The organism is Chitinibacter sp. FCG-7, assembly GCF_040047665.1.
Taxonomy (GTDB): domain Bacteria; phylum Pseudomonadota; class Gammaproteobacteria; order Burkholderiales; family Chitinibacteraceae; genus Chitinibacter; species Chitinibacter mangrovi.
Genome location: NZ_CP157355.1, coordinates 1774048 through 1799855 on the forward strand (window position 1 = coordinate 1774048; position 25808 = coordinate 1799855).

At 48.8% G+C, this 25808-nt stretch carries 20 protein-coding genes, 2 tRNA genes, 3 rRNA genes and 1 other RNA gene; 25 read left to right on the plus strand and 1 reads right to left on the minus strand.

The window, feature by feature from the left end:
• Positions 1-4 precede the first annotated feature (4 nt).
• The 7 genes from ABHF33_RS08495 (at position 5) to ABHF33_RS08525 (ending at position 6764) form a co-directional block, all read left to right on the plus strand.
• Positions 5-391: a DVU_2496 family lipoprotein gene (locus ABHF33_RS08495; RefSeq protein ID WP_348946564.1), complete on the plus strand. Its 387-nt coding sequence runs from the start codon at positions 5-7 to the stop codon at positions 389-391.
• Complete coding sequence (locus tag ABHF33_RS08500) at positions 391-852, plus strand: CYTH domain-containing protein (protein WP_348946565.1); 462 nt, start codon at positions 391-393, stop codon at positions 850-852. Before ABHF33_RS08495 ends, ABHF33_RS08500 begins: the two co-directional genes overlap by 1 nt.
• 110 nt (positions 853-962) lie before the next feature.
• The gene (gene hemL, locus ABHF33_RS08505) at positions 963-2249 is read left to right on the plus strand and encodes a glutamate-1-semialdehyde 2,1-aminomutase (protein WP_348946566.1); all 1287 of its coding nucleotides are present in this window, start codon (positions 963-965) and stop codon (positions 2247-2249) included.
• 601 nt (positions 2250-2850) lie between these two features.
• Entirely contained in the window at positions 2851-3372 is a 522-nt protein-coding gene (locus tag ABHF33_RS08510) for a GspH/FimT family pseudopilin (RefSeq protein ID WP_348946567.1), read from the plus strand.
• Positions 3366-4070 (plus strand): PilW family protein, encoded by a 705-nt coding sequence (locus ABHF33_RS08515; RefSeq protein ID WP_348946568.1) that lies wholly within the window; start codon positions 3366-3368, stop codon positions 4068-4070. Before ABHF33_RS08510 ends, ABHF33_RS08515 begins: the two co-directional genes overlap by 7 nt.
• A gap of 8 nt (positions 4071-4078) precedes the next feature.
• The gene (locus ABHF33_RS08520) at positions 4079-5287 is read left to right on the plus strand and encodes a hypothetical protein (protein WP_348946569.1); all 1209 of its coding nucleotides are present in this window, start codon (positions 4079-4081) and stop codon (positions 5285-5287) included.
• Entirely contained in the window at positions 5277-6764 is a 1488-nt protein-coding gene (locus ABHF33_RS08525; protein WP_348946570.1) for a type IV pilus modification PilV family protein, read from the plus strand. The genes ABHF33_RS08520 and ABHF33_RS08525 overlap by 11 nt, the downstream gene beginning before the upstream one ends.
• Before the next feature lie 51 nt (positions 6765-6815).
• On the opposite strand, the gene ABHF33_RS08530 is transcribed toward ABHF33_RS08525, so the two are convergent.
• Positions 6816-7295, minus strand: a complete 480-nt coding sequence (locus ABHF33_RS08530) for a TlpA disulfide reductase family protein (RefSeq protein ID WP_348946571.1) — start codon at positions 7293-7295, stop codon at positions 6816-6818.
• A gap of 361 nt (positions 7296-7656) precedes the next feature.
• On the opposite strand from ABHF33_RS08530, the gene ylqF reads away from it, so the two are divergent.
• From ylqF to ABHF33_RS08620, 18 genes are all read left to right on the plus strand, one after another.
• Positions 7657-8571 (plus strand): ribosome biogenesis GTPase YlqF, encoded by a 915-nt coding sequence (gene ylqF, locus ABHF33_RS08535; RefSeq protein ID WP_348946572.1) that lies wholly within the window; start codon positions 7657-7659, stop codon positions 8569-8571.
• A gap of 219 nt (positions 8572-8790) precedes the next feature.
• A complete protein-coding gene (locus ABHF33_RS08540) occupies positions 8791-8991 on the plus strand; it encodes a hypothetical protein (protein ID WP_348946573.1) in 201 nt (66 codons plus the stop codon).
• The gene (locus ABHF33_RS08545; RefSeq protein WP_157670946.1) at positions 8988-9299 is read left to right on the plus strand and encodes a cell division protein ZapA; all 312 of its coding nucleotides are present in this window, start codon (positions 8988-8990) and stop codon (positions 9297-9299) included. Before ABHF33_RS08540 ends, ABHF33_RS08545 begins: the two co-directional genes overlap by 4 nt.
• A gap of 17 nt (positions 9300-9316) precedes the next feature.
• A non-coding RNA gene (ssrS, locus tag ABHF33_RS08550) (6S RNA) lies at positions 9317-9514 on the plus strand.
• A 6-nt stretch (positions 9515-9520) separates the two neighbouring features.
• The gene (locus tag ABHF33_RS08555) at positions 9521-10126 is read left to right on the plus strand and encodes a 5-formyltetrahydrofolate cyclo-ligase (RefSeq protein WP_348946574.1); all 606 of its coding nucleotides are present in this window, start codon (positions 9521-9523) and stop codon (positions 10124-10126) included.
• Positions 10127-10250: 124 nt separating this feature from the next.
• Positions 10251-10526 (plus strand): HPr family phosphocarrier protein, encoded by a 276-nt coding sequence (locus ABHF33_RS08560; RefSeq protein ID WP_157670944.1) that lies wholly within the window; start codon positions 10251-10253, stop codon positions 10524-10526.
• Between the two features lie 303 nt (positions 10527-10829).
• A complete protein-coding gene (gene ptsP / locus ABHF33_RS08565) occupies positions 10830-13370 on the plus strand; it encodes a phosphoenolpyruvate--protein phosphotransferase (protein WP_348946575.1) in 2541 nt (846 codons plus the stop codon).
• Between the two features lie 68 nt (positions 13371-13438).
• Positions 13439-13777, plus strand: a complete 339-nt coding sequence (locus ABHF33_RS08570; protein WP_348946577.1) for a hypothetical protein — start codon at positions 13439-13441, stop codon at positions 13775-13777.
• A 265-nt stretch (positions 13778-14042) separates the two neighbouring features.
• Positions 14043-15770, plus strand: a complete 1728-nt coding sequence (gene ptsG, locus ABHF33_RS08575) for a PTS glucose transporter subunit IIBC (protein ID WP_348946578.1) — start codon at positions 14043-14045, stop codon at positions 15768-15770.
• A gap of 138 nt (positions 15771-15908) precedes the next feature.
• Entirely contained in the window at positions 15909-16907 is a 999-nt protein-coding gene (locus ABHF33_RS08580; protein ID WP_348946579.1) for a YheT family hydrolase, read from the plus strand.
• Complete coding sequence (locus ABHF33_RS08585) at positions 16908-18272, plus strand: phosphomannomutase/phosphoglucomutase (protein ID WP_348946580.1); 1365 nt, start codon at positions 16908-16910, stop codon at positions 18270-18272.
• A complete protein-coding gene (gene nadC / locus ABHF33_RS08590; RefSeq protein WP_348943588.1) occupies positions 18273-19112 on the plus strand; it encodes a carboxylating nicotinate-nucleotide diphosphorylase in 840 nt (279 codons plus the stop codon). It begins immediately after the preceding gene.
• A gap of 536 nt (positions 19113-19648) precedes the next feature.
• Positions 19649-21182, plus strand: a 16S ribosomal RNA gene (locus tag ABHF33_RS08595).
• Between the two features lie 119 nt (positions 21183-21301).
• Positions 21302-21378: transfer RNA gene (locus ABHF33_RS08600), tRNA-Ile, on the plus strand.
• A 38-nt stretch (positions 21379-21416) separates the two neighbouring features.
• Positions 21417-21492: transfer RNA gene (locus tag ABHF33_RS08605), tRNA-Ala, on the plus strand.
• A 381-nt stretch (positions 21493-21873) separates the two neighbouring features.
• Positions 21874-24759 (plus strand): 23S ribosomal RNA (locus tag ABHF33_RS08610).
• Between the two features lie 160 nt (positions 24760-24919).
• Positions 24920-25033: ribosomal RNA gene (rrf, locus tag ABHF33_RS08615) — 5S ribosomal RNA — on the plus strand.
• The 16S, 23S and 5S rRNA genes sit together here with 2 tRNA genes alongside, the layout of an rRNA operon.
• Before the next feature lie 272 nt (positions 25034-25305).
• Positions 25306-25725, plus strand: a complete 420-nt coding sequence (locus ABHF33_RS08620) for a MaoC family dehydratase (protein WP_348943589.1) — start codon at positions 25306-25308, stop codon at positions 25723-25725.
• Positions 25726-25808: the final 83 nt, after the last annotated feature.

Genomic DNA, 25808 nt, shown 5'->3' on the forward strand with positions numbered 1-25808 from the left:
CCCTATGAAAACCATCATTCTGGCCGCAAGCTTCGCGGCACTCTTGTCGGCCTGTGGCGAACCCAAAGCCCAATGCGGCGTGTATGCGATTGGCCCCAACCAGATCAAGGAATTTCTCAAAGAAAACAAAGCCGAGCCTGCACCTGGCCGCACCGAAAAAGCCAAGCTGCCCGCCGATTTTCCAGCGCAATTGCTCGATAAAGACGGCTATTACCGTGGCATGCAGGTTTTTTGCAAAGTTGACGAAGCTAAAGCGGCCATCAGCAGCCAGGGGCATCAGGATTGGGGCGTGTATGAGCTCAGTACCGAATGGGATAAAGGCGTTTATCTGTCCGATGATCAGGCTTATCACTTGAAGGATGTGACGATTATCAAGCAGGCCGTTGAATAATGGCGATTGAAATCGAAAGAAAATTCCTGCTCAAGAACAGCAATTGGCGAGATTTGGTGAGCAACAGTACGCGTATTGCGCAAGGCTATCTCAATGCCGAACCAGCCCGTACCGTTCGCGTGCGTGTTAAGGGCGAAGTCGGTTTTTTAACCATCAAAGGCAAGAATGACGGGATTAGCCGCCTGGAATTTGAATACCCCATTCCCGCTAGCGACGCGCTGGACATGCTCAAGCTCTGCCCGAATGTGCTCGATAAAACCCGGCATTTGGTCGCAATCGAAGGATACACCTTTGAAATCGACGAATTCCACGGCGCAAACAGCGGCCTGATTGTGGCTGAAATTGAGCTGAGCAGCGAAACCGAGGCTTTCCCGCAGCCCGCTTGGCTGGGTGCAGAAGTCTCGGGAGATGCGCGATATTACAATAGTGCGCTGTCGGAAAAACCTTTTTCAAGCTGGTAAAATATCAATATCACAGGGTCAGCAGCGCTGACCCTGATTCATTTACAGGGGTATATTAATGCAGAGCTCATTAATATTAACCTGCCAAGCTATACAAGCCAGAGGTATCTATGACAAGTCGCAATGAACAACTCTTTGCCGCTGCACAGCAACACATCCCCGGTGGTGTCAATTCACCAGTACGTGCTTTTGGCTCGGTCGGCGGCACGCCGCGCTTTTTCAAAAAAGGTGAAGGCGCGTATGTCTGGGATGCCGATGGCAAAAAGTATATTGATTACGTTGGCTCCTGGGGCCCGCTCATTCTGGGGCACGCCCACCCAGCCGTGATCGAGGCTGTGACCCGCACGGCCCACAATGGCATGAGCTTTGGCGCGCCCACCGAAGGCGAAATCGACATTGCCGACCTACTGTGCCAAATGCTGCCTTCGCTGGAACAAGTTCGCCTCGTTTCCAGCGGCACCGAAGCCACGATGAGCGCCATTCGCCTTGCCCGTGGCTTTACCGGCCGCGACAAACTGATCAAATTTGAAGGCTGCTACCACGGCCACGCTGACAGCCTGCTGGTCAAAGCCGGCTCGGGCTTGCTAACCTTTGGCAACCCATCGTCGGCGGGCGTACCCGCTGCGGTCGCTGCAGATACGATTGTTCTGCCGTACAACGACGTCGCTGCACTGGAAGCGCTATTTGCCGAACAAGGCAGCCAGATCGCCGCGCTCATCGTCGAGCCGATTGCCGGCAATATGAATCTGGTACCAGCCAGCCCGGAATTCGTCGCCGCAATGCGCAAGCTGACGCAAGAGCACGGTGCGGTACTGATTTACGATGAAGTCATGACGGGGTTTCGCGTTGGACTGCAATGCGCACAAGGCCTGCACGGCATTACCCCCGATCTGACTTGCCTTGGCAAAGTGGTCGGCGGTGGCTTGCCGTTAGCCGCATTCGGTGGCCGCGCCGACATCATGGCCAAACTCGCCCCGCTTGGCCCCGTATACCAGGCCGGCACCTTGTCGGGTAACCCGCTGGCAGTCGCAGCAGGCATGGTGACCTTGCAGGAAATCAGCAAACCCGGTTTCTTTGAAGCGCTCAGCGCCAAAACCAAGGCTTTTGCCGACGGCCTGAACGCGATTAGCCAATCTTTGCCTGCGGAAAAACGGATCACCGCCCAATCGGTCGGCGGTATGTTCGGCATTTACTGCAGCCCAAGCATCCCGCACAGCTACAACGACGTTATGAACAGCGACCGAAGCCGCTTCAACGCCTTCTTCCACGCCATGCTGGCCGAAGGCATCTATCTAGCGCCATCGGCATTTGAAGCTGGTTTTGTCAGTGCAGCGCACAGCTATTCCGATTTAGAATACTCCCTGAACACAGCTAAAATTGCACTGAGTAATATCTAAATTATCCAATTGGTATACCCAATAATGTCTTTTGGAACCTCTGTACAAATCGGTATTTACATAGATCTTCAAGCATAAATCATTGATTTTTAAGTAGCTACTTTTTATGTGTTCAGAGGTTTTTTTTAGGGTAGATATATCCTTCTAGATTCTAAGGTACCTCGTATAATCCACTTTTCTCCGAGGCACTCTTCGAACCTTACAAGCCAACCGGCGTTCAAGCTACTCTATATGTGTCTCGTGCACTATAAAACGAAGCTTCTTCTGCCTCATTGGCCTGAATTTGTCCATATCAAAATTAACATGTGGGCACTGCCAAATCGGTGACACATGCTAACTTAGCGTGTCATCACTCGTCTTCAGTCCTTGACCTCTCATACCCAGCAATCCAACGCTAGTCTCATAGACAAGACTTTTCTTAGCATCTGATCTACCTTTAAAAAACAAGAACCTACCATAATTTTTTCTCAAGCATCGAAAGTTTATTGCCAAAATCAGGATAAGACCGTTCATCGCTTAGAAGATGCGTTTTGTCATCTATAAATGAGGATGGTTAAAAGCTATAATATTATTAAACACTAATATTGATAGAGGCTACAAAATGAGGCAACGTGGTTTTACTTTTGTCGAAATGATGGTAGCTGTAACTATACTCGGTACTGTACTAGCAGTGGCAATCCCATCATATATACAACTCATCGACCGAGAAAAACTCAAATCAGCTGCAGAATTAATGTATAGCAGCTTACAAAAAGCGCGTAGCTTTGCAAAAGCACGCAGTGAAAATGTTTTCATTACAGTAAGTACAACCGGTAGCGCATGGTGCTACGGGATGCACGCTGGGACTGCTGCATGTAACTGCAATACAGCAAATGCTTGTAATGTTGAACAAATTTTATCAACAGATCCAGAATTCAATTTTTCTACTATCACTATCAGTTCAAATAGTCTTTCTGGTCAAAATTTTGACCAAGTAAGGGGCGTAGTTAATGGTGCAGGTGGATCAGTTACATTCAAATCACCAAAAGGTAAAGAAATAAGAGTTTTATTAAGCGCCACAGGTGAAATTCGACATTGCTCACCATCTGGTTCTTCTAATTTTGGAGCTTATCCAACATGTTAAAACAAAATGGGTTTTCTCTTATTGAACTAATGGTAAGCATCATTATTGGCTTATTTTCACTTACAGCCATTTTGACAATATTAAGTAATAATTTGGCTTTCAGTCGCTCTTCAATTGACATGTTGAGGTTAAATCAAGAAATGCGGATCGCAATGGATACTATTGCTGATGATTTACGTCGCGCAGGTTATTGGAATAACACACAAAGCATGGTAAACAATTTAACAGTATCTAATCCTCATTCCTTTCCTAATTTACCAGTAACCATAAATAATGATAAGGACTGTATCGTATTTAGTTATGATAGAGATAACAGCTCCGACACACCCGCAGCAAATGAGATATTTGGTTTTGCACTCAAAAACAATCAGATTGTTACTGGATTTCCAGAAGATATAGATGGATGTGATTCAATTAGTGATTGGAAACCATTAACTGACTCTAAAATCGTAAAAATAGAATCTTTATCTTTTGAAAGTATTAATCCAACAACAACTCAAAATCCCACAGGAACATCAACCGACGTACATCAATTAATATCAACTGCTGGTTTAGTTTGCATTAGAGAAATAAGAATACGAATTTCAGCAACACTGGTTAAAAACGATTTGAATAATCCAGTGAAACAAAGTCTAGAAAAAACTATACGTTTAAGGAATGATGAAATTCGCAGATCACCAGCAACTTCATGTGCATGAGGCTAGCCATGTTAAATATTAAAAATCAAAGTGGAATTGCAACGTTACTGGTAGCTATGGTTACACTATTTATAATGACTATCAGTGTTTTTTTAGTAAATCGTGTCGCCCTTACTGATATCTTTAATTCCTCTGCACAAATCCAATCAAGTAGAGCTAAAGAGGCTGCTGAAGCAGGTGTCCACTTTGTTTTAGCTGAGTTAAATGATGATGTATTAAAACAAAAATATTTTTGTGGAAGCTATATTAGAAGTAATACAACTGCATGTAGTACACCAGCAGAAAATAATTCTGGAAATTCGTATATTGTAGCAAGTACAGCAGATCAAGCCTATACAACAGCATCAAGCCAGGCCTTTACTGTAACTATCACACGCCCATCCCCCACAGGGCCAATCAGTCTTCGTAGTACGGGCGGTAAACCAGATTGTTTGACTGGTGTAACATGCAATAAAAAAATCATCAATGTACTACTTTCTGTTGACCCTTTATTTAGCAAAATGCCGCCTGATGCATTGTCATCTCCAGGTCAGATTGGACTGACAGGTTCAATTTGTGTACAAAATTCATCAGGCAATGGTGGTTTTGCTGCACGTGCAGGTGAAAAATTAGCGACGACAAATAATTTGCAAGGCGCTGGTTGTGCTGCCGCAAATGGGAATGGTTTGTTTGGTGCAATTGCAACCACTGATAAAAACTTGGCTTCAATGAATGGAACATTACAGAATAAATTTTCTAGTGATGCCGGATTTTCAAAAAGTAATGAATCTAATTACTTTGAGTATTTATTTGGAGAATCAGAAACGCATATTTACCAAGAAGCAGATGAACGCTTAGGTGGTGCTCATGCTACATCTGGGAATGCTATTAGCAGCTTTAGCGGATGCCCTAAGAGCTGTGCAAAAGTAATTTGGATAAGTGACCAGGCTTTATTTGATTTAGGAAATGCAACCTATGGGTCTGAAGCTGAGCCTGTGATTATTATTTTAAATGGCGCTGGAGTAATTAACGGTAGCCCTACTATTAATGGCATGCTCTATACTTCTGGCTCTTTAACTGTACATGGAAATCCGACAATTAATGGTGCTGTTTCTGCTGGTGGTGCAATATCTGGGAATGGCAATTTAACAATACTTTATAATAAATCAATTTTTGATAATACTCTAACATTACCAAGTGGTTTCACTGTTCAAGGTGGTTCATGGCGTGACTGGTAATTCACCCATTAAGGAGAATATGATGCTTAAGCGAAATAGTCAGCTAAAAAAATACCATCTGGGTTTTTCTTTGATAGAAATGCTAGTGGCGGTATTCATTTTTTCTATTGGTTTATTGGCTGTTGCAAGCCTTCAAGCAAAGTTAGTCAGCCATGGTGCGACAAATAAAGAAAGTAATATTGCTGAATCTCTTGCTAAGCAAAAAATGGAAGAGTTGCGTAGAAGGGGATTTGACTTTTTACCTGCAAATGGTAGTGACACCCCTAGCAGCTTTAATTCTGATTTTAATTCTACATTTACCAGAAAATGGACTATTAGCAATGGGCCGACAATTGATTCAAGATTAGTGACTGTCACAATGTCTTGGAAAGATAAAAATAATCTTAATAGAAACTTCTCAATTCTTTCTTATATAACAAAATTTGATCCAGTAGATTTTGCAGATTTAACATTACCACCTGGTACAACATCTGACCCAATTAATACAATAGTTAATTGGAAACCAGGTGGAAATTATTATAAAAAAGACGTAATTGTTAAATACAAAGACTCTAATGGAGAAACTAAGTATTATATGTCAAACAATGATCATGCTGATGCATGGAATGCTACTGATCCAGGCAATGATACTACTAACTGGGCATTAGTAAACTTTATTCAAGGTACTTTACAGTGGACACCTAATAACGCAACAACTCACTCTGTATGTGAACTACGTTTTGGTGATTTTAATTCTTTACCAGTTAAATTAACAGATCCTGAAGTAACGGCTTTTGGTACAAAAAATAATGGATCTATTGATCCGAGTGAAATTAATGGTGGTATCACAACCCGTCGTTGTAGTCCGAATATGTTGTCGGGTATTGGTGTGCTATCTACCAAATATGCATGTGCATTGAAAGCAGGTGAAAGTAAAAAATTGTTTGTACAATGTGAAATTGAAGATGGATCAGGAGGTACGACTATTATGGGACCTGTTGGTCCATATTCATCAACTCAAAATGATGTAAATTTGAGTCTATGTCAAAATGGTGGTTCTTGCATAATGACAACCCCTGCTCCAACTGCAGTACCAACAGCAACTCCTATTACAACTCCGACTGCAGTACCTACAGCAACTCCAGTTGTAACTGCTACTTCTGTACCAACACCAACATCTAGTGCTACACCTAAACCATCAGCAACTGTACAAATTACTATTAATATGGCAAATAGTAATAAGAAAAATGGCACATCTTGCACATTGCAAGTATTAACTGCTGGAACTGTTTGTGCAGCCTCGAGCTGGAGTACTGCAGCTGTGAGCTCTGGAAATGGTACTGACACTAGAAATTACAGCACTACATGTACACTAACTGGTAGTAGTGCTGATATAAATTTACAGTGTGGTAATACAACTAAAAATACTTGGAGTGGTTGGATTAGCAAAACCATCACACCAGGAAATACAACTACATACACATTTAATGGTTTTTGAGTAAATAAAAAGGGTTGCATTTGCAGCCCTTTTTTAGTTATAAGTTAGAATTTATAACTTACTAATAATTTCAGCATAGTCAGGTATACCAATATATTTCTTGATTAATTTACCATCTTTAGAAATTAAAAAATTGGTTGGTGTTAATGTTACACCACCAAATTTCTCAGCAATTTTCCCATCTGCATCGTGAACTATTTTAAATGGAATTTTTTCTTTTTTATTATAGTTTTTGATGTATTCAATATTGTCATAGCTCATTGCAATTGCAATTGTCTGGAAACGTTCTTCACCATATTTAAGCTGCAATTTTTTCAGTTCTGGCATTTCTTGCATGCAGCCTGTACAGCTTGTTGCCCAAAAATTTACCAATACAATCTTTCCTTTATAGTCAGAAATCTTGATCTTTTGCCCTTCCAAGCTTGTCATTATTTGCTCACTTGGTACTTTTTTGTCGTTTGAAAGTACAAAGTAGCTAGCTATGGCAGCACTCAGTAGGCAAACAATGATTACTTGTAGACTGGTTTTCATGATTTTTCCTCTTGAAGCATCGGATTTTATGGCATGTAGTCTGTTTTGAGCGAGCTTTTGTTCCTCAAATCTGGAGTACTTTGCTTTACATATATATTGATAAGAAGAAGATAGTAATAATAAATAAGGGTGTCACTTCCCTGTGGGTAAGTCAAAATATTCATAGTAATCAACATTTTAAGATACCCACAACCTATCTGAAGATTTTTGTAACGCCTGTGGGTAATTTGTTGGGATTTTTATCCACAGATCACTTTTGCTATTTATCCACATAGGCATTTGCTTTTCTCCACATGGCAAGTACCTGATTTGATAAGCTGTTTGTGAATAAGCGTATAATCGCGCTTTTTCTTGGGGGTGCATGATGGCAATTCAGTGGTTTCCGGGGCATATGCATGTGGCTCGCAAGAAAGTCGCTGAGACTTTGGCCAAGGTTGATGTAGTGATCGAGATTGTCGATGCGCGCATGCCTTTGTCTAGTAGTAATCCCATGATTGAGAAGCTGCGCATGCATCGCCAACGTCCTGCTTTGAAAATTTTGAACAAGGCTGATCTGGCAGATCCCGCGCTTAATAAAATTTGGCTGGAGTGGTTTAGAGCTCAGCCTGGTACCGAAGCTATTTTGCTGGGTGAAGATAACAAGCAGGAAGCCTTGAAGAGAATTCCTCAGCTTTGCTTGAAGCTAGCACCTTTCCGTACCGGGGTTGAGAAGCCACTGCGTGCGATGATCATGGGTATCCCCAATGTGGGTAAATCAACTTTGCTTAACACTTTGGCACAGCGCAAAGTCGCCAAAGTCGCAGATACGCCAGGCGTTACAAAGTCCCAGCAACGTATCGAGACCTTGGGTGGGGTTATTCTTTACGACACACCGGGTCTGATGTGGCCAAAAGTAGAGCATGAACCTTCGGGTTTTCGTCTGGCCTTGGGTGGCTCGATTGGCCGCAATGCGTACGATGAAGTTGAAGTCGCTTATTTTGCCATTGAGGCGCTGAAGGCTCGTTACCCCGCTGAATTGATGAAACGCTATAAATTGCCTGATCTGGATGGGGAAGTTGAAGCTCTTTTTGAGCGGATAGGTCGCAAACGTGGTGCAGTGATGGCTGGCGGACTGATTGATGAGCAGAAAACGGCAGATCTGATCATCACTGATTATCGAAGCAAAGCCATTGGCCGAATGACGCTGGAAACACCGGATGATTTCATTGGTGTTGATCTGGGTTCTGGCGAGGACGCGCCGCCAGATACGCTTGATGAAAATGCTGATGAGTTATAAATCGCCTGATCGTAAGGGGATCTCTGGCTGGTTTGCATTCCTTAGACCTGCTTGATTCTAGCTTTTTATGGGTATATTCATCCGGGCATTGATGCGTATGATCCAGATCGATATACCTGATTAGAGTATTTTTGAAGTGCGGTTTTCCAGTGGTACCGATGGCAGATAGAAGCAAAATTGGCTTAATATTCCCTAAAACTGTGTGATTGGATGATGCTTATGGATACAGAATTGGGTAATTTGGAGGACAAAGTGAAGCAACTGGCTGATCTTTGTCGCCATCTGCGAGATGACAATCGCAATTTGCGTCAGGCTTTACTGCAAGCAACGCAGGAAAATCAGCACTTGACCCAGAAACTGGCAGGAACCAAAGAGCGGGTTGCTACGATTTTGGCTAAATTGCCGGAGGACATACTGTGAGTGAAGTGATCAAGCAATTGGATATTTCAATCATGGGGCGCGAGTTTCGCGTCGCTTGTCCGGAAAATGAAGAAGCCACGCTTTTGCAGGCTGTGCAGCTACTTGATACGCGCATGCATGATATTCGCAGCAACGGCAAAGTGATTGGTTTGGAAAAAATTGCGATCATGGCAGCTTTGAACATGACGCATGAGTTCCTGCAGACCAAGGTGCCTGGTGGAATTGACATCGGCGCGTTTCAGCGTAGAATCGACAGCATGAATTCAACGATTGATGCGGTATTACAAGAGCAAACCGAGCTCTTTTAAGCATCAAACGCACCCTTGCTTTCCTGCGGTGTTCGTAACGGCTCAGATTCTTTGAACCGATAAGCTGTATAGCATGTCCGCCGGGTCTCCCGACGCCTGTTGTGAGCACTCTCGCTGTTTCGGCAGTTGACGAATGCACCTGATGGCATCGACCTGGTGGCAACTTGAACCATTGGGTTCAAGATGCGAGTCGGTACGGCACTCGCGGGAAGCCCCCACCTATGATGTCCTTAGCCCCAGACCTTTCCAAAGTTGAACTCCGAAGCCGTTTGCGCAAAATCCGCTCTGCGATTTTGCCAGCACAGCGACAAGCTGCTGCTTGGGCGGTGACCCGTTCGAAACCAGTCCTGCAACGTTTGCTGCGTGGAAAAAATATTGCCCTGTATGTGCCTGTGGGGAGCGAGTTTCCAAGCTGGCCGCTGATTTTCACTGCATTGCAACGTGGTTGCAAAGTGTACTTGCCTCGAACGCCCCGTTTTGGCCGTCAACTTGAGTTTGTGCGCTTGAATTCCCTGTCGCAATGGCAAATCGGGCCATACAATATCCCTGTGCCTTCTCATCCGGAAGTATGTTCACCGCGAAAGCTCGATACAGTGTTTGTGCCTTTGCTAGGGTTTGACTCGCAATTGGCTAGATTAGGCCAAGGTGGTGGGTATTATGATGCCACTTTTGCCTTTCGCCGTTTGCGCCGACAATGGCGTAAGCCCAAATTAATTGGTCTGGCGTTTTCCTCGCAATGCCTTGTGCAGCTGCCGCTTGAACCGTGGGATTTGCGTTTGGATGCGGTACAGACCGAAAGTAGTTATTGTCGAGCTGCTCGGTATTGAATGCTGCTGGCGAATACTGGTTATTCCGCAGGTACATTACACAGAATATTCGCTATCATGGGTGGATGATTTCATGTTCAGCTATCACTGGCTGACATATTGCTAATTCACCATTGAGGTTAAAATGGCTGCTATCGTATCGACCCCTGTGAAGATTGTGAATGCAACAGGTCTGCATGCACGTCCTGCGGCAAATGTTGTCAATGTTGCAAAACAATTTCAATCAGACATTAAATTGATGTTCAAATCTATCGAAGCCAATGCCAAATCGGTGGTTTCAGTGATGGGGCTGGATGTCAGCCTGGGTGATCAAATTCAAATTAAAGCCGATGGCCCTGATGCACAGGCTGCTATTGCTGCGGTTACACAAATTATCAGTAGTGGTTGTGGCGAGAAGTAGTAAGACCAACCGTAAAGGGCAGCTTGCTGCCCTTTTTGTTTGTTGCAGGCTGTGTAATTAATAATGATGAATTGTAATTTTACGTAATTCAAATAGAACCAATTCCGCTAAATCTGACCAGAAACAAGTTTTTATCCCATTACTGGCAGCACACTGCTTGTTAGAAAACTTTCGGCCTATCGGAGTAATTATTGGCTGGCAATTAAGCCAATTATTTACTTCATGCTGATGGTATACCGCTTTAAACTGGCTTTTAAGCAAACGGCTGTTTAAGTCAGAGACCGAACAAAAAATGAGGTATTTATGTCGAATCCTGCAACCCGGATTGAATTGAAAGCTCCCTTATCTGGGGTGATGGTGCCATTGGAAAAAGTACCAGATCCCGTATTTGCGCAAAAAATGGTTGGCGACGGGATCTCGATTGATCCAACCAGCAATATTTTGCTGGCACCTTTAACGGGTAAAGTCACACAGCTGCATTCTTCCAAACACGCGGTCACCATCACGGCCCCCAGCGGTATTGAAGTGCTGATGCATATTGGTCTGGATACCGTCATGCTCAAAGGTCACGGTTTCAATGCCAAAGTCAAAGAAGGTGACATCGTTGATGTCGGCCAGCCCTTGATTGAATTCGATATGGATCTGGTGGCGCGCAAAGCGGTTTCGCTGTTAACCCAGATTGTGATTACCAATAGCGACCAGGTTGCCCAATTTATGCCGGCGACGGGGCTTGTGGCTGCAGGACAGCAAACCGCCTTGACCTTGCAGTTGGCGGCCGGTGCTACCAGTGCGGTTGCCAACGTCGGCACAGCCAGCGAAGCGTATTCCGATCCGATTAAAGTGCCGAATCACACCGGTTTGCACGCTCGTCCATCAGCAGTCTTGGCCAACGCAGCCAAAACCTACCAATCCGATATCAAACTGGTACGTGCTGGCGAAGAAGCGAATGCCAAATCCGTGGTCGCCATCATGGGGCTCGAAGTGCAGCACAATGATGAAATTCGCGTGCGTGCAGCTGGCCCGGATGCTGCGGCTGCCGTTAAAGCGATTTCAGAACTGATTCAAACCGGTTGTGGTGAAGACGTTGGCGGTCCGGTTGCTAAAACTAAGCCCGCGCCATTGAATATTAAAACAGCCAAGCCACAGCCAAAATCGAGCGATCCCAATGTGCTCAGCGGCGTTTCTGCCTCACCAGGTCTGGCTGTTGGTCATGTATTTCACGTCAAGCAGGAAGAAATCTCGGTTGTTGAGCAGGGTGAAGGCCAGCAGGTGGAAAAACGCCGTCTGGATAAAGCCCTGAAAGATGCCCATCAGCAATTGGAAAACCTGAAAGCCGAGATTTCGGATGCCAGCAAAGCCGAAATTTTTGCCGCACATCAGGAGTTGCTGGAAGATCCCGACTTGCTTGCCATTGCCATTGCACACATTGGCAAAGATAAAAGCGCGGCATTTGCGTGGAAAGTGGCCTTCAATACCTATGCCGAAAAACTGGCCAGCCTGAAAAATGAAGTCCTGGCCGGTCGCGCCAATGATATTCGTGATGTCGGTCGCCGCGTTTTACGCCTGATTGCTGGTGTTGAAGAAGCTGCGATGGTGGTGCCTGAAAACGCCATTCTGATCGCCGAAGAATTAAGCCCGTCCGACACCGCCAGTCTGGATCGTACCAAAGTCCTTGGTTTTTGCACCACCGGTGGTGGTGCGACCAGCCACGTCGCTATTCTGGCGCGCTCACTGAATATCCCGGCAATCTGTGGGATTGACGAAGATGTGATGCAGTTGGCTAATGGCACCCCCGTCATTCTGGATGGTACGCGTGGCACACTGCGCAAAAATCCGTCTGAAGCCGAAGTGTCTGCTATTCGTGAAAAACAGGCGGCTCAAGCAAGCAAGCGCGCAGCCGAGTTGGCCGCTGCTTTTCAACCCGCGGTGACCAAAGATGGTGTGCACGTTGAGGTAGTCGCTAATATTGGTGGTCTGGAAGACGCCAAGCAAGGCGTGAAGCTGGGCAGCGAGGGTGTGGGTCTGCTACGCAGCGAGTTCCTGTATCTGGAGCGCACTGACGCACCTTCGGAAGAAGAGCAAAGCCAGATCTACATCGACATCGCCAAAGCGCTAGGCACCGAGAAGACTTTTGTAGTGCGCACGCTGGACGTGGGTGGCGATAAACCACTGCCATACTTGCCAATGCCAGCCGAAGAAAATCCATTCCTCGGTGTGCGCGGGGTGCGCTTGTGTCTGGCCGAGCCTGAGCTCTTGCATACCCAAGTTCGTGCCGTTCTTCGTTCAGCCCCATTCTCGAAACTGGCAATCATGTTCCCGATGATCACCAGCCTGGAAGAAGTGCGCGAAGTGAAACGCATCGTGGCCGAAGAAAAAGCCGCGCTGGGCATTACCCAGCAAGTGCAAGTCGGCATCATGGTCGAAGTACCTGCCACCGCCGTGATGGCCGAGCAATTTGCCCGTGAAGTGGATTTCTTCTCGATCGGCACGAACGATCTGACCCAGTACACGCTGGCGATGGACCGTGGCCACCCCAAACTGGCCAAGCAAGCCGATGCGATGCATCCAGGCGTGTTGAATCTGATCAATATGACCGTGCAAGGCGCGCATAAACACGGCAAGTGGGTCGGCGTCTGCGGCGGTATTGCCTCTGACCCGATGGCAATTCCGCTGTTGCTGGGGATTGGTGTCGATGAATTGTCGGCGAGCGTGCCCGCTATTCCGGCAATCAAAGCGCTGGTTCGTACGCTCGATAAAGCCCAGTGCCAAAAACTGGCTGCCGAGGTGTTGCAATTGGGCACCGCAGCTGAAGTGCGGGCACGTTTGTCTCAACTGCTGGATTAAGTGCAAGGCGAAAGTGTTCGTGCCGAGCACGAACACTTTGACCCCGTAATTGGAAGGAAAAAACCACCATGGCAATCTTCATCAGTTTTATCGTCGGCCTGCTACTGGGCGTGATTGGTATGAAACTCACCCGTAAAACGCCTCAAGCCGCTCCGGCGGCTATTTCTCAAGCTGCGGCTCCAGCGGCCAAAGTCAGTGCAAAACCTAAGTCAGTTTTAAAAGACAGCTGGTTGGCTGGCCTGGGTGGCGAGCAAAATGTCCAGCAGGCCGAAGCGATTGCCGCCACGCGAGTTCGCGTCAGCCTGCAAGATGGCAGCCGCTTGAATGAATCAGCGTTGAAACAAGCCGGAGTCTTGGCCATTGCACCAATTAATGCGCAAGTCTTTCACCTGATTATTGGCGCGTAAGCGGTCTGAATGAGCCAAGCCCTGCGACTGGATCGATAATCCGCGTTTTTGCAGGGATAGGCGTCAGGCCAATGGCGTGTTCCGTCCATCCAACCCACCTTCACGGTGGGTTTTTTGATCTGGATCAATAAATACCCCCTACTAGTATTTATATGTAGGTCTTTTAATGTATTGCTCGCGTAGTTATACCCAAGAATAATCAATCGAAATATTCAAGTTTTATGGTCAGCGCACCCAGCCTGACTGAGAAAACAGGAGAAAGTCGATGTTTAAAAACGCGTTTGCAGTACTGCAAAAAATCGGGAAAGCCTTGATGCTGCCCGTGGCCGTTTTGCCGGTTGCGGGTTTGTTACTAGGGATTGGTGCTTCACATTTTTCCTTCCTGCCGACCGTGGTGTCGCAGCTGATGGAAGCCGGTGGCGGGGCCATTTTTGGCCATCTGCCGCTGATTTTTGCCATCGGCGTTGCGCTGGGTCTGACCGAGAATGATGGTGTCGCTGCGATTGCCGCTTCGGTGGGGTTTGTTGTGCTGCTCGCCACCATGGGCGTGATGGCACCAGTGATGGGTGTCGAGCCCGCTACCGTGATGGGCATGAAATCGATGGAGACCGGTGTATTTGGCGGGATCATCATCGGTGGCGTGGCCGCAACGCTGTTCAACAAGTATTACCGCATCGAGCTGCCGCCGTATCTGGGCTTCTTTGCCGGTAAACGTTTTGTGCCGATTGTGACCGGGATTGCCGCGATTTTCGTGGGCGTGATCATGTCGGTGATCTGGCCTTCGATCCAGGGCGCGATCAACAGCTTCTCACAATGGGCCGCGCATTCTGATCCGCGTATGGCGGCTACCGTTTATGGTTTTATCGAGCGTCTGCTGATCCCATTTGGTCTGCACCACATCTGGAACGTGCCGTTCTTCTTTGAAATCGGCAGCTTTAGCAACGCGGCTGGCAAGGTAGTGCATGGCGATATTGCCCGTTTCTTTGCTGGCGACCCAACTGCCGGGATTTTGGCTGGTGCCTTCTTCTTTAAAATGTTCGGTTTGCCAGCGGCGGCCTTTGCCATCTGGCATACCGCCAAACCTGAGAAAAAAGTCATGGTCGGCGGGATTATGGTGTCGGCGGCGCTGACTTCATTTTTGACCGGGATTACCGAGCCCATCGAATTTGCCTTTATGTTCGTGGCGCCGGTGCTGTACGTGATCCACGCCTTTCTGGCGGCCAGCGGGCAATTTATCGCCAACACGCTGGATATGCATATGGGCTTTACCTTCTCGCAAGGCGGCATCGACTTCCTGATGTTCAATGCCTTCGGCAAGTACGCACAAAACTGGTGGTATGTACTGATCATCGGCCCGATCTACGCCGCGATTTATTACAGCGTATTCCGCTTTGTCATCGTGAAATGGAATCTGAAAACGCCAGGCCGCGAAGACGAAACGGCAGAAAATGTGGTCAGCCACAGTGCTGGCGGTATGGCGGAAGATCTGGTGCTGGCTTTTGGTGGTGCCAGCAATATCAAATCACTGGACGCATGTATCACCCGTTTGCGGATTTCGGTGCAGGATGTGGCTAAAGTCGATCAGCCCAAGCTCAAAGCCCTTGGCGCAGCAGGCGTGATGCAGGTGGGCAACAATATGCAGGCCATTTTTGGCACCCGCTCGGAAAATCTGAAAACCGATATGGAGATGTATATCAAGCAAGGCGGCATTCAGCTTAATGTAGCGGGCAATACCCCAGTTGCCCAGTTTGCAGTTGCCAGCAAGACTGCCATCAATCCGGCGCTGCAGACGGCTTTGGGCGGCGCAGCCAATATCCGCAGCGCCGTGCCAATGGCAGCAACACGGGTTCGGGTTGAGCTGGCAGACGCCAAACTGCTCGATCTGGCTGCACTGAAAACACAGGGTATTGAAGCGGTGGCGCCTTTGGCCGACGGTGTGGTGCATCTGATCGTTGGCGATCGTGCCGAACAGATCGCCGGGTCTTTGCTGTAAATCGTTGACGTATTCTTCCCGAGCCATCGCAGCCGCGATGGCTCGGCTTGCCAATCTTGGCAAGCCAATATCAACAGCACTGCACAGGGCTGTATTATTTTGCTGGATAGTCACGGCGGATTCAGCCACACTTTCGTCATGGCACGCGAAAAGCATTTAGACCTTCCTATCTATCGTCCCTCAGCCTGGCTACCCGGTGGGCATGCCCAGACGGTTTATCCTGCCACCTTGCTGTGGCAGCGCCCCATCATTTACAAACGCGAGCACTGGATTACGCCTGATCTGGATGCCATTGGGGTTGACTGGACCGATGGCCGTGCCGGAACGCCGCTGATTGTGCTGTTTCATGGGCTGGAAGGTAGTTCGCGCAGCCATTACGCCGTTTCCTTGTTTCATCAGGCGTATCGGCGGGGCTGGCGTGGCATCGTCCCGCATTTTCGCACCTGCGGAAATGTGCCTAACCGCTTGCCGCGCAGTTATCACGCCGGCGATTCGGCCGAAGTCGACTGGATTTTGCGCCGTCTGAAGAAAAATTTCCCCGAGACGCCTTTGTTTGCCGTGGGCTATTCGCTGGGCGGCAATGCCTTATTGAAATGGTTGGGCGAGCAGGGCGATACTGCGAACGATGTTATTTATGCCGCTGCGGCCGTGTCTGCGCCGATGGATTTGGCCGCTTGCGGTAATGCACTGGATAAGGGCATCAACCGGCATTTATACACCCGGGAGTTTCTGGGCACGATGCGCAAGAAAGCCCAGTACAAGCTCAAATTATCGGAAAACCCGTTTATTGACTGGCAGCAGGTGAAGCAGGTGCGGACGCTACGAGAGTTTGACGATCTGGTTACCGCGCCTTTGCATGGCTTTTTTGGGGTCGAAGATTATTGGTCGCGGGCCAGCAGTAAAAGCGTGCTGAAGCAAATTGCCGTTCCGACTTTGCTGATCAATGCCTTGAATGATCCACTTATGCCCGCGCACAGCTTGCCAACGGTACACGATGTCTCTGAAGCCGTGCATCTGCTCCAGCCACGTGACGGCGGGCATGTCGGATTTTTATCAGGCCCACCGCCTGGCCGTTTGAGCTGGCTGCCCGAAACCATTTTGAAGTTTTTCCAATACCACCTGCCTTTGGTGAGATAAATGAGCCGTATTCCTGCTGCAATTTTCAAAGCCTACGATGTGCGTGGCCCTGTTTCGCTGCTAACGCCAGAAGTTGCCTACTGGGTTGGACGTGCCGTGGGCGCACAAGCGCTGGCGCGTCATATCCGCAGCATTGCGCTAGCTGGCGATGGCCGCCTATCCACGCCAGAGCTGATGGATGCGATGCAACGTGGTCTGCTTGAAGCTGGGGTATTGGTCTGCAGACTAGGTATGGCCTGTACTCCATTGCTATACTTCGCAGCCAAACATCATGCCGACGCTTCGGGCATTATGATTACCGGCAGTCACAACCCGCCGGAATACAATGGCATCAAGCTGGTGCTGGGTGGTGAAACGATTGACGGTGCGGCGTTGCAAGCTTTGCGCGAGCAGATCGAAGCCGACCAATTACCCGTGGTGGCAGGTGGTACGGCCAGCGAAATCGATGTGTTTGCCGATTATCTGGCGGCTCTCAAACGGGATGTTCAAATTACCCAACCGCTCAAACTGGTGATCGATTGTGGCAACGGTGCTCCGGGTGCGGTGGCGCCGCAATTATTTCGTGCGCTCGGTTGCGAAGTCACCGAATTGTATTGCGAAGTCGACGGTCATTTCCCTAATCATCATCCTGATCCGCAAGTGGTCGAAAATCTGCGCGAGCTGCGCGCCACCGTGCTGGAGCAGGGGGCCGATCTGGGTATTGCCTTTGATGGCGATGGCGATCGCCTCGGCGTCGTGACACGTACTGGGCAGATGATTCCCGGTGATCGTTTGCTGATGATTTTCGCCAGCATGGTCTTGGCACAACGCAGTGGCCATGTTTTATACGATGTGAAATCCAGCCGCTCGGTCGCGCAATGGGTCAAGCAGCTTGGTGGCACTTCGGAAGCAATCCCTACCGGGCATTCGCACATGAAGCGCAAGCTCAAGCAAAGCAAAGCCTTGCTGGCCGGTGAGCTATCAGGGCATTTTGCCTTTGCCGGTTGGGATGTGGATGACGCCTTGTATGCCGCAGCACGATTATTAGCTGCAGTCAGCGTAGGGCTGGATCTGGATGCCGAGCTGGCGCGGCTGCCGCAATGCCTCGCCACGCATGAGTTACAAATTCCGCTGTCGGGCGCAGGGCATTTATTAGTCAAAGATATCGCGGCCAAAGCGCAATTTCCCAGCGCAACGGCGATTAGCTTTGTCGATGGTCTGCGCATAGAATACGCCGATGGTTTTGGGCTGATCCGCGCATCCAATACTACGCCGGTGCTGACGCTGCGGATCGAGGCCGATGAAGCGCAGGCTTTACGCCGAATTGAACAAGAACTCGCGGCCGCCATCGCGCCGCTTCCATTTCCAAACTATACCGTCGAATAAATGATTAACTTACCCCCTCAGCACCTGATCGCAGCCAATGTTGCCACTGCGCTGGCCGAAGACATCGGTGAATGCGATTGGACCGCCCAGCTAATCCCGGCTGATCAGCAAGCCACGGCGCGGATTATCGTGCGTGAAGCCGCCGTCATTTGTGGCCTGCCTTGGGCTAATGAAGTGATTCGCCAGGTTGATGCCAGCATTCAAGTCGATTGGAAAATTACTGAGGGAGAGTATGTCGCTGCGGATCAATTGCTATGTGTTCTGCAGGGCAATGCCCGCTCTCTATTAACTGCCGAGCGCAGCATCCTCAATTTCATCCAGACTTTATCGGCTGTCGCAACGGAAACTCGTCGCTACGCCGAGGTGGTCGCGGGTACCAAGGCCGTAGTTCACGACACGCGCAAAACCATCCCCGGCCTGCGTCGCGCACAAAAATACGCCGTCACTGTTGGTGGTGGCGCTAATCAGCGTATGGCCTTATACGACGGTATCTTAATTAAAGAAAATCATATCGCTGCTGCGGGCAGTATTGCCGATGCACTGGCCACCGCCCAGCAAATCGCGCCCAAGCACGTTACGATTCAGATCGAAGTTGAAAACCTGTCCGAGCTTCAGCAAGCGCTTGATGGCGGAGCGGTATCGGTATTACTCGATAATATGAGCCTGGCCGATATGCGCACCGCAGTGCAGATGGCGCAGGGGCGGGCAGTATTGGAAGCCTCAGGCGGTGTTGATTTAACAACCATCCGTGCCATTGCCGAAACTGGCGTTGATCGCATCTCGGTAGGTAAACTCACCAAAGACATTCAGGCCATTGATCTATCAATGCGCTTTAGCTAAAAATCCGATCAAACCGAACTCAATTGATCTTTTGGATGTAAGCCAGCGGGCTGAGTGCTTTTCAGGTCTGGTTTTGCTCGGTGTGAGCGTTCGATTCAGATTGTTTCTTCTTATTGCCTGCGATTTTGCTCTGTTTTTCTGAGTTTTTGCGAGTTTTGCTGAGCATTTCGCTGGTGCTGTTGTTTGTGTTTCTGCGCTTTTTGCCAAAATAATTCGATTTTCGTTTCCTTTCCGATCAATCACTTAGCACCTTTGTTGGATTTTCTTCGCCGATAGGTGTTGACGACTTCTAGGGGCGTGGGTATAGTTCGGCCTCTCTGCTGATGACGCAGCGAAACGAAGTAGTCGTTTCTCTGGTTGTTCAGCCCGATCTTTAACAAATTACAGCCGATGAGTGTGAGTGCTTGATTCGTAAGTCAAATCAAGTGCTTGCACTCAATTGAAAAGAAAATTGAAAGACAAATTCTTCGGAATTTATCTCGCAGTTTCTTTGAGTATTGAAGTACAAGCCAAGTAGTACATTTAGCTTAGAGATTAAACGAAAGAGTTTGATCCTGGCTCAGATTGAACGCTGGCGGCATGCTTTACACATGCAAGTCGAACGGCAGCACGGACTTCGGTCTGGTGGCGAGTGGCGAACGGGTGAGTAATACATCGGAACGTACCCAGTAATGGGGGATAACTATCCGAAAGGATAGCTAATACCGCATACGCCCTACGGGGGAAAGAGGGGGATCGCAAGACCTCTTGTTATTGGAGCGGCCGATGGCTGATTAGCTAGTTGGTGAGGTAAAGGCTCACCAAGGCGACGATCAGTAGCGGGTCTTAGAGGACGATCCGCCACACTGGAACTGAGACACGGTCCAGACTCCTACGGGAGGCAGCAGTGGGGAATCTTGGACAATGGGCGCAAGCCTGATCCAGCAATGCCGCGTGCGTGAAGAAGGCCTTCGGGTTGTAAAGCGCTTTTGTCAGGGAGCAAATCCTTGTGGCTAATACCCACCGGGGATGAGAGTACCTGAAGAATAAGGACCGGCTAACTACGTGCCAGCAGCCGCGGTAATACGTAGGGTCCAAGCGTTAATCGGAATTACTGGGCGTAAAGCGTGCGCAGGTGGTTTGTTAAGCACGATGTGAAATCCCCGAGCTCAACTTGGGAATTGCATTGTGAACTGGCTAACTAGAGTACGGCAGAGGGGGGTGGAATTCCACGTGTAGCAGTGAAATGCGTAGAGATGTGGAGGAACACCGATGGCGAAGGCAACCCCCTGGGCTGATACTGACACTCATGCACGAAAGCGTGGGGAGCAAACAGGATTAGATACCCTGGTAGTCCACGCCCTAAACGATGTCAACTAGTTGTTGGGCTTTTCGGAGCTTAGTAACGCAGCTAACGCGTGAAGTTGACCGCCTGGGGAGTACGGTCGCAAGACTAAAACTCAAAGGAATTGACGGGGGCCCGCACAAGCGGTGGATGATGTGGATTAATTCGATGCAACGCGAAAAACCTTACCTGGTCTTGACATGTACGGAATCCTTGAGAGATCGAGGAGTGCCTTCGGGAACCGTAACACAGGTGCTGCATGGCTGTCGTCAGCTCGTGTCGTGAGATGTTGGGTTAAGTCCCGCAACGAGCGCAACCCTTGCCACTAGTTGCTACCATTCAGTTGAGCACTTTAGTGGGACTGCCGGTGACAAACCGGAGGAAGGTGGGGATGACGTCAAGTCCTCATGGCCCTTATGACCAGGGCTTCACACGTCATACAATGGTCGGTACAGAGGGTCGCTAACCCGCGAGGGGGTGCCAATCTCACAAAACCGATCGTAGTCCGGATTGCACTCTGCAACTCGAGTGCATGAAGTCGGAATCGCTAGTAATCGCGGATCAGCATGTCGCGGTGAATACGTTCCCGGGCCTTGTACACACCGCCCGTCACACCATGGGAGTGGGTTTCACCAGAAGTAGGTAGGCTAACCGCAAGGAGGCCGCTTACCACGGTGGGATTCATGACTGGGGTGAAGTCGTAACAAGGTAGCCGTAGGGGAACCTGCGGCTGGATCACCTCCTTTCAAGAGAAAGACCTGCGGGTCAAGTACTCACACTCATCGGCTGTAGATTTTGAAGATACAGAGAAAGTAGCTGAGCAATGAAGCAATTCATTGTTGGGTTACGGACTTGGTTGGAAGCTGGGTCAGTAGCTCAGTCGGTTAGAGCACCGTCTTGATAAGGCGGGGGTCGCTGGTTCGATTCCAGCTTGACCCACCATTGATTCATCAGTGGAAACAGCTTAGTAATGCCAGATTGGGGGATTAGCTCAGTTGGGAGAGCACCTGCTTTGCAAGCAGGGGGTCGTCGGTTCGATCCCGTCATCCTCCACCAATCAAACTGTGAGGTGTTAGGCGTGAAGAGTAAGGTGTAAAACCTGTTCCAAACTAGCTTAAACGAGATATCACAATTGAAGCAATTAACACCGTTAGTTGTTTGAATTCTGATTTCTTAAATCAGCAGCGATTTAATTGGCTGTATCGTTCTTTAACAAAATAGAAGAAGTAATATCTCCTAATTAAACAATGTAGGAGTGAAGTTGGGTTTGAGGTTTACGCCTCACGCCTTACGCCTCACTCCTTACAGTATGAAATTGGGTTGATTGTATCTGCTAGTCAAAAGACTAGCCGTTGAATGACCTGAGAAATCATTCAACAAGTCGTAAATACCGATACTCTAAACCGAGATCACGGTAAAACGTGTTTGAGGTTATAGGATCAAGCGAATAAGTGCATCTGGTGGATGCCTTGGCGATGATAGGCGACGAAGGACGTGATAGCCTGCGATAAGCGTGGGGGAGCTGGCAAAGTGCTTTGATCCCACGATTTCCGAATGGGGAAACCCGGCCCTTTTGGGTCATCCTTGACTGAATACATAGGTCATGTGAAGCGAACGCGGTGAACTGAAACATCTAAGTAACCGCAGGAAAAGAAATCAACCGAGATTCCCAAAGTAGTGGCGAGCGAAATGGGAAGAGCCTGTACGTGATAGCAGTCGTGTTAATAGAAGGCAATGGAAAGTGCCGCCATAGTGGGTGATAGCCCCGTATATGAAAACACAATTGTGGTACTAAGCGTACGAGAAGTAGGGCGGGACACGAGAAATCCTGTTTGAAGATGGGGGGACCATCCTCCAAGGCTAAATACTCATCATCGACCGATAGTGAACCAGTACCGTGAGGGAAAGGCGAAAAGAACCCCGGGAGGGGAGTGAAATAGAACCTGAAACCGGATGCATACAAACAGTGGGAGCAGACTTGTTCTGTGACTGCGTACCTTTTGTATAATGGGTCAGCGACTTACGTTCAGTAGCAAGCTTAACCAAATAGGGGAGGCGTAGGGAAACCGAGTCCGAATAGGGCGCACAGTTGCTGGGCGTAGACCCGAAACCAAGTGATCTAGCCATGGCCAGGATGAAGGTGCGGTAACACGCACTGGAGGTCCGAACCCACTGACGTTGCAAAGTCAGGGGATGAGCTGTGGCTAGGGGTGAAAGGCTAAACAAACTTGGAAATAGCTGGTTCTCCTCGAAAACTATTTAGGTAGTGCCTCATGTATCACTGACGGGGGTAAAGCACTGTTATGGCTAGGGGGTCATCGCGACTTACCAAACCATGGCAAACTCTGAATACCGTCAAGTGCGAGCATGGGAGACAGTCCTGGGGTGCTAACGTCCTGGGACAAGAGGGAAACAACCCAGACCGCCGTCTAAGGTCCCAAATGATCAATTAAGTGGAAAACGAGGTGGGAAGGCATAGACAGCCAGGATGTTGGCTTAGAAGCAGCCATCATTTAAAGAAAGCGTAATAGCTCACTGGTCGAGTCGTCCTGCGCGGAAGATGTAACGGGGCTCAAATTGATAACCGAAGACGCGGATATGTACGATGTACATATGGTAGAGGAGCGTTCTGTAAGCCTGTGAAGGTGTCTTGAGAAGGATGCTGGAGGTATCAGAAGTGCGAATGCTGACATGAGTAGCGATAAAGGGGTGAAAAGCCCCCTCACCGAAAACCCCAGGTTTCCTGCGCAACGTTCATCGGCGCAGGGTGAGTCGGCCCCTAAGGCGAGGCAGAAATGCGTAGTCGATGGGAAACAGGTTAATATTCCTGTACTTGGTATTAGTGCGATGTGGGGACGGAGAAGGTTACCTCAGCCAACGGTTGGAAGAGTTGGTTTAAGTGTGTAGGCGTGTGGCTTAGGCAAATCCGGGCTGCTTTAACGCTGAGGCATGATGACGAGTCTACTTGTAGACGAAGTGAGCGATACCCTGCTTCCAAGAAAAGCCACTAAGCTTCAGCTAATATCGAACCGTACCGCAAACCGACACAGGTGGGTAGGATGAGAATTCTAAGGTGCTTGAGAGAACTCGGGAGAAGGAACTCGGCAAATTGACACCGTAACTTCGGGAGAAGGTGTGCCTCTAGTCAGTGAAGGTGTACAACCGGAGCTAAATGAGGCCGCAGAGAAATGAGGGCTGCGACTGTTTATCAAAAACACAGCACTGTGCTAACACGAAAGTGGATGTATACGGTGTGACGCCTGCCCGGTGCTGGAAGATTAAATGATGGGGTGCAAGCTCTTGATTGAAGTCCCAGTAAACGGCGGCCGTAACTATAACGGTCCTAAGGTAGCGAAATTCCTTGTCGGGTAAGTTCCGACCCGCACGAATGGCGTAACGATGGCCCTACTGTCTCCTCCCGAGACTCAGCGAAGTTGAAGTGTTTGTGAAGATGCAATCTCCCCGCTGCTAGACGGAAAGACCCCGTGAACCTTTACTGTAGCTTTGCATTGGACTTTGAAGTGGTTTGTGTAGGATAGGTGGGAGGCTTTGAAGCTGGAACGCTAGTTTCAGTGGAGCCGTCCTTGAAATACCACCCTGACCCCTTTGAGGTTCTAACCTTGGTCCGTTATCCGGATCGGGGACCGTGCATGGTAGGCAGTTTGACTGGGGCGGTCTCCTCCCAAATTGTAACGGAGGAGCTCGAAGGTCGCCTAGGTACGGTCGGACATCGTACTGATAGTGTAATGGCAAAAGGCGGCTTAACTGCGAGACCGACAAGTCGAGCAGGTGCGAAAGCAGGACATAGTGATCCGGTGGTTCTGAATGGAAGGGCCATCGCTCAACGGATAAAAGGTACTCCGGGGATAACAGGCTGATTCCGCCCAAGAGTTCACATCGACGGCGGAGTTTGGCACCTCGATGTCGGCTCATCACATCCTGGGGCTGTAGCCGGTCCCAAGGGTATGGCTGTTCGCCATTTAAAGTGGTACGTGAGCTGGGTTCAAAACGTCGTGAGACAGTTTGGTCCCTATCTGCAGTGGGCGTTGGAAGTTTGAGGGGGGCTGCTCCTAGTACGAGAGGACCGGAGTGGACTGACCTCTGGTGTACCGGTTGTCACGCCAGTGGCATTGCCGGGTAGCTAAGTCGGGAATAGATAAGCGCTGAAAGCATCTAAGCGCGAAACTAGCCTCAAGATGAGACTTCCCTAGGTCTTTAAGACCTCTAAAGGATCGTTCGAGACCAGGACGTTGATAGGTCGGGTGTGGAAGCGCAGTAATGCGTTAAGCTAACCGATACTAATTGCCCGTGAGGCTTGATCCTATAACCTGAGACGCGTTATGCGATGAAGGTGCAATCGACCCGATTGCGAATTGTTGAATAAAGAGATGAACCGGAAGCATGCGAATGCGACTGATGAAAGATTACTTCTTCTATTGATTTCGAGTAGTTGTTTGAAAAAACAGCGACTCACCCAGTTTTGTCTGGTGACCATAGCGAGGTGGTCCCACTCCTTCCCATCCCGAACAGGACAGTGAAACGCCTCAGCGCCGATGATAGTGCGGATTGCCCGTGTGAAAGTAGGTCATTGCCAGACTACCCTAAGAAAGCCAGAAGCCCAGTTCGAAAGAGCTGGGCTTTTTGCTGTCCGCGAAATGTGCAAGTGCAATGGCTGGTGTGGGCGAGTATGTGGCTGCAGGATAGGTTGGCTCTGATCTGCAGGTATATACCTACCAGTTCACCGGCTAGTGTGAATTTGTTTCTGGGTTTGTGCGGTGCAGCATGTTATGCTGGTTTATCAACTGATCGCCGCCGCGATTTTAGTTTGAATTTTTGAAATGTACTGCAGTCATTCATCAGGAGACCAGCATGTCGTTTTATTTTGAAGATCTGAAAGTTGACCAAACCGCGGAATATCGCAAAACCCTCACTGAAACCGATGTCGTTCTGTTTGCCGGTTTGACTGGCGATAATAACCCGATGCATATTGATGCCGAATTTGCGCAGCAAACCCGTTTTGGTGAGCGCATTGTGCACGGGATGCTGACCGCCAGTTTTTTATCGACGGTGATCGGCATGCATTTGCCCGGCCCTGGCTGTATTTATATGGCGCAAAATATCCGCTTTGTGCATCCGGTGCATATTGGCGATACCGTGAGCGCGCGAGCGCGGATTGTCGAGCTGTTTGCCGACAAGCAACGCGTCAAGTTGGTGACCGAATGCTGGGTGCGTGATGTACTGGTTTTGTCGGGTGATGCGGTGGTTTGGGTACCTAAACGGCCTCTATAAATGCCACCCTGCATAAACACTGGTTGATGCCACTCACTGATCTGCGTAAATGAAAAGCCTCGCTATTGCGAGGCTTTGTTTAT

Bases quoted from the DNA above. Each gene is read 5' to 3' on its own strand.
- ABHF33_RS08560 (WP_157670944.1), top strand. From the start codon at position 10,251: ATGGCTGCTATCGTATCGACCCCTGTGAAGATTGTGAATGCAACAGGT.
- ABHF33_RS08620 (WP_348943589.1), top strand. From the start codon at position 25,306: ATGTCGTTTTATTTTGAAGATCTGAAAGTTGACCAAACCGCGGAATAT.
- nadC (WP_348943588.1), top strand. From the start codon at position 18,273: ATGATTAACTTACCCCCTCAGCACCTGATCGCAGCCAATGTTGCCACT.
- ABHF33_RS08510 (WP_348946567.1), top strand. From the start codon at position 2,851: ATGAGGCAACGTGGTTTTACTTTTGTCGAAATGATGGTAGCTGTAACT.
- ylqF (WP_348946572.1), top strand. From the start codon at position 7,657: ATGATGGCAATTCAGTGGTTTCCGGGGCATATGCATGTGGCTCGCAAG.
- ABHF33_RS08495 (WP_348946564.1), top strand. From the start codon at position 5: ATGAAAACCATCATTCTGGCCGCAAGCTTCGCGGCACTCTTGTCGGCC.
- ptsG (WP_348946578.1), top strand. From the start codon at position 14,043: ATGTTTAAAAACGCGTTTGCAGTACTGCAAAAAATCGGGAAAGCCTTG.
- ABHF33_RS08520 (WP_348946569.1), top strand. From the start codon at position 4,079: ATGTTAAATATTAAAAATCAAAGTGGAATTGCAACGTTACTGGTAGCT.
- ABHF33_RS08530 (WP_348946571.1), bottom strand. From the start codon at position 7,295: ATGAAAACCAGTCTACAAGTAATCATTGTTTGCCTACTGAGTGCTGCC.
- ABHF33_RS08500 (WP_348946565.1), top strand. From the start codon at position 391: ATGGCGATTGAAATCGAAAGAAAATTCCTGCTCAAGAACAGCAATTGG.
- hemL (WP_348946566.1), top strand. From the start codon at position 963: ATGACAAGTCGCAATGAACAACTCTTTGCCGCTGCACAGCAACACATC.
- ABHF33_RS08580 (WP_348946579.1), top strand. From the start codon at position 15,909: ATGGCACGCGAAAAGCATTTAGACCTTCCTATCTATCGTCCCTCAGCC.
- ptsP (WP_348946575.1), top strand. From the start codon at position 10,830: ATGTCGAATCCTGCAACCCGGATTGAATTGAAAGCTCCCTTATCTGGG.
- ABHF33_RS08515 (WP_348946568.1), top strand. From the start codon at position 3,366: ATGTTAAAACAAAATGGGTTTTCTCTTATTGAACTAATGGTAAGCATC.
- ABHF33_RS08570 (WP_348946577.1), top strand. From the start codon at position 13,439: ATGGCAATCTTCATCAGTTTTATCGTCGGCCTGCTACTGGGCGTGATT.
- ABHF33_RS08585 (WP_348946580.1), top strand. From the start codon at position 16,908: ATGAGCCGTATTCCTGCTGCAATTTTCAAAGCCTACGATGTGCGTGGC.
- ABHF33_RS08555 (WP_348946574.1), top strand. From the start codon at position 9,521: ATGATGTCCTTAGCCCCAGACCTTTCCAAAGTTGAACTCCGAAGCCGT.
- ABHF33_RS08540 (WP_348946573.1), top strand. From the start codon at position 8,791: ATGGATACAGAATTGGGTAATTTGGAGGACAAAGTGAAGCAACTGGCT.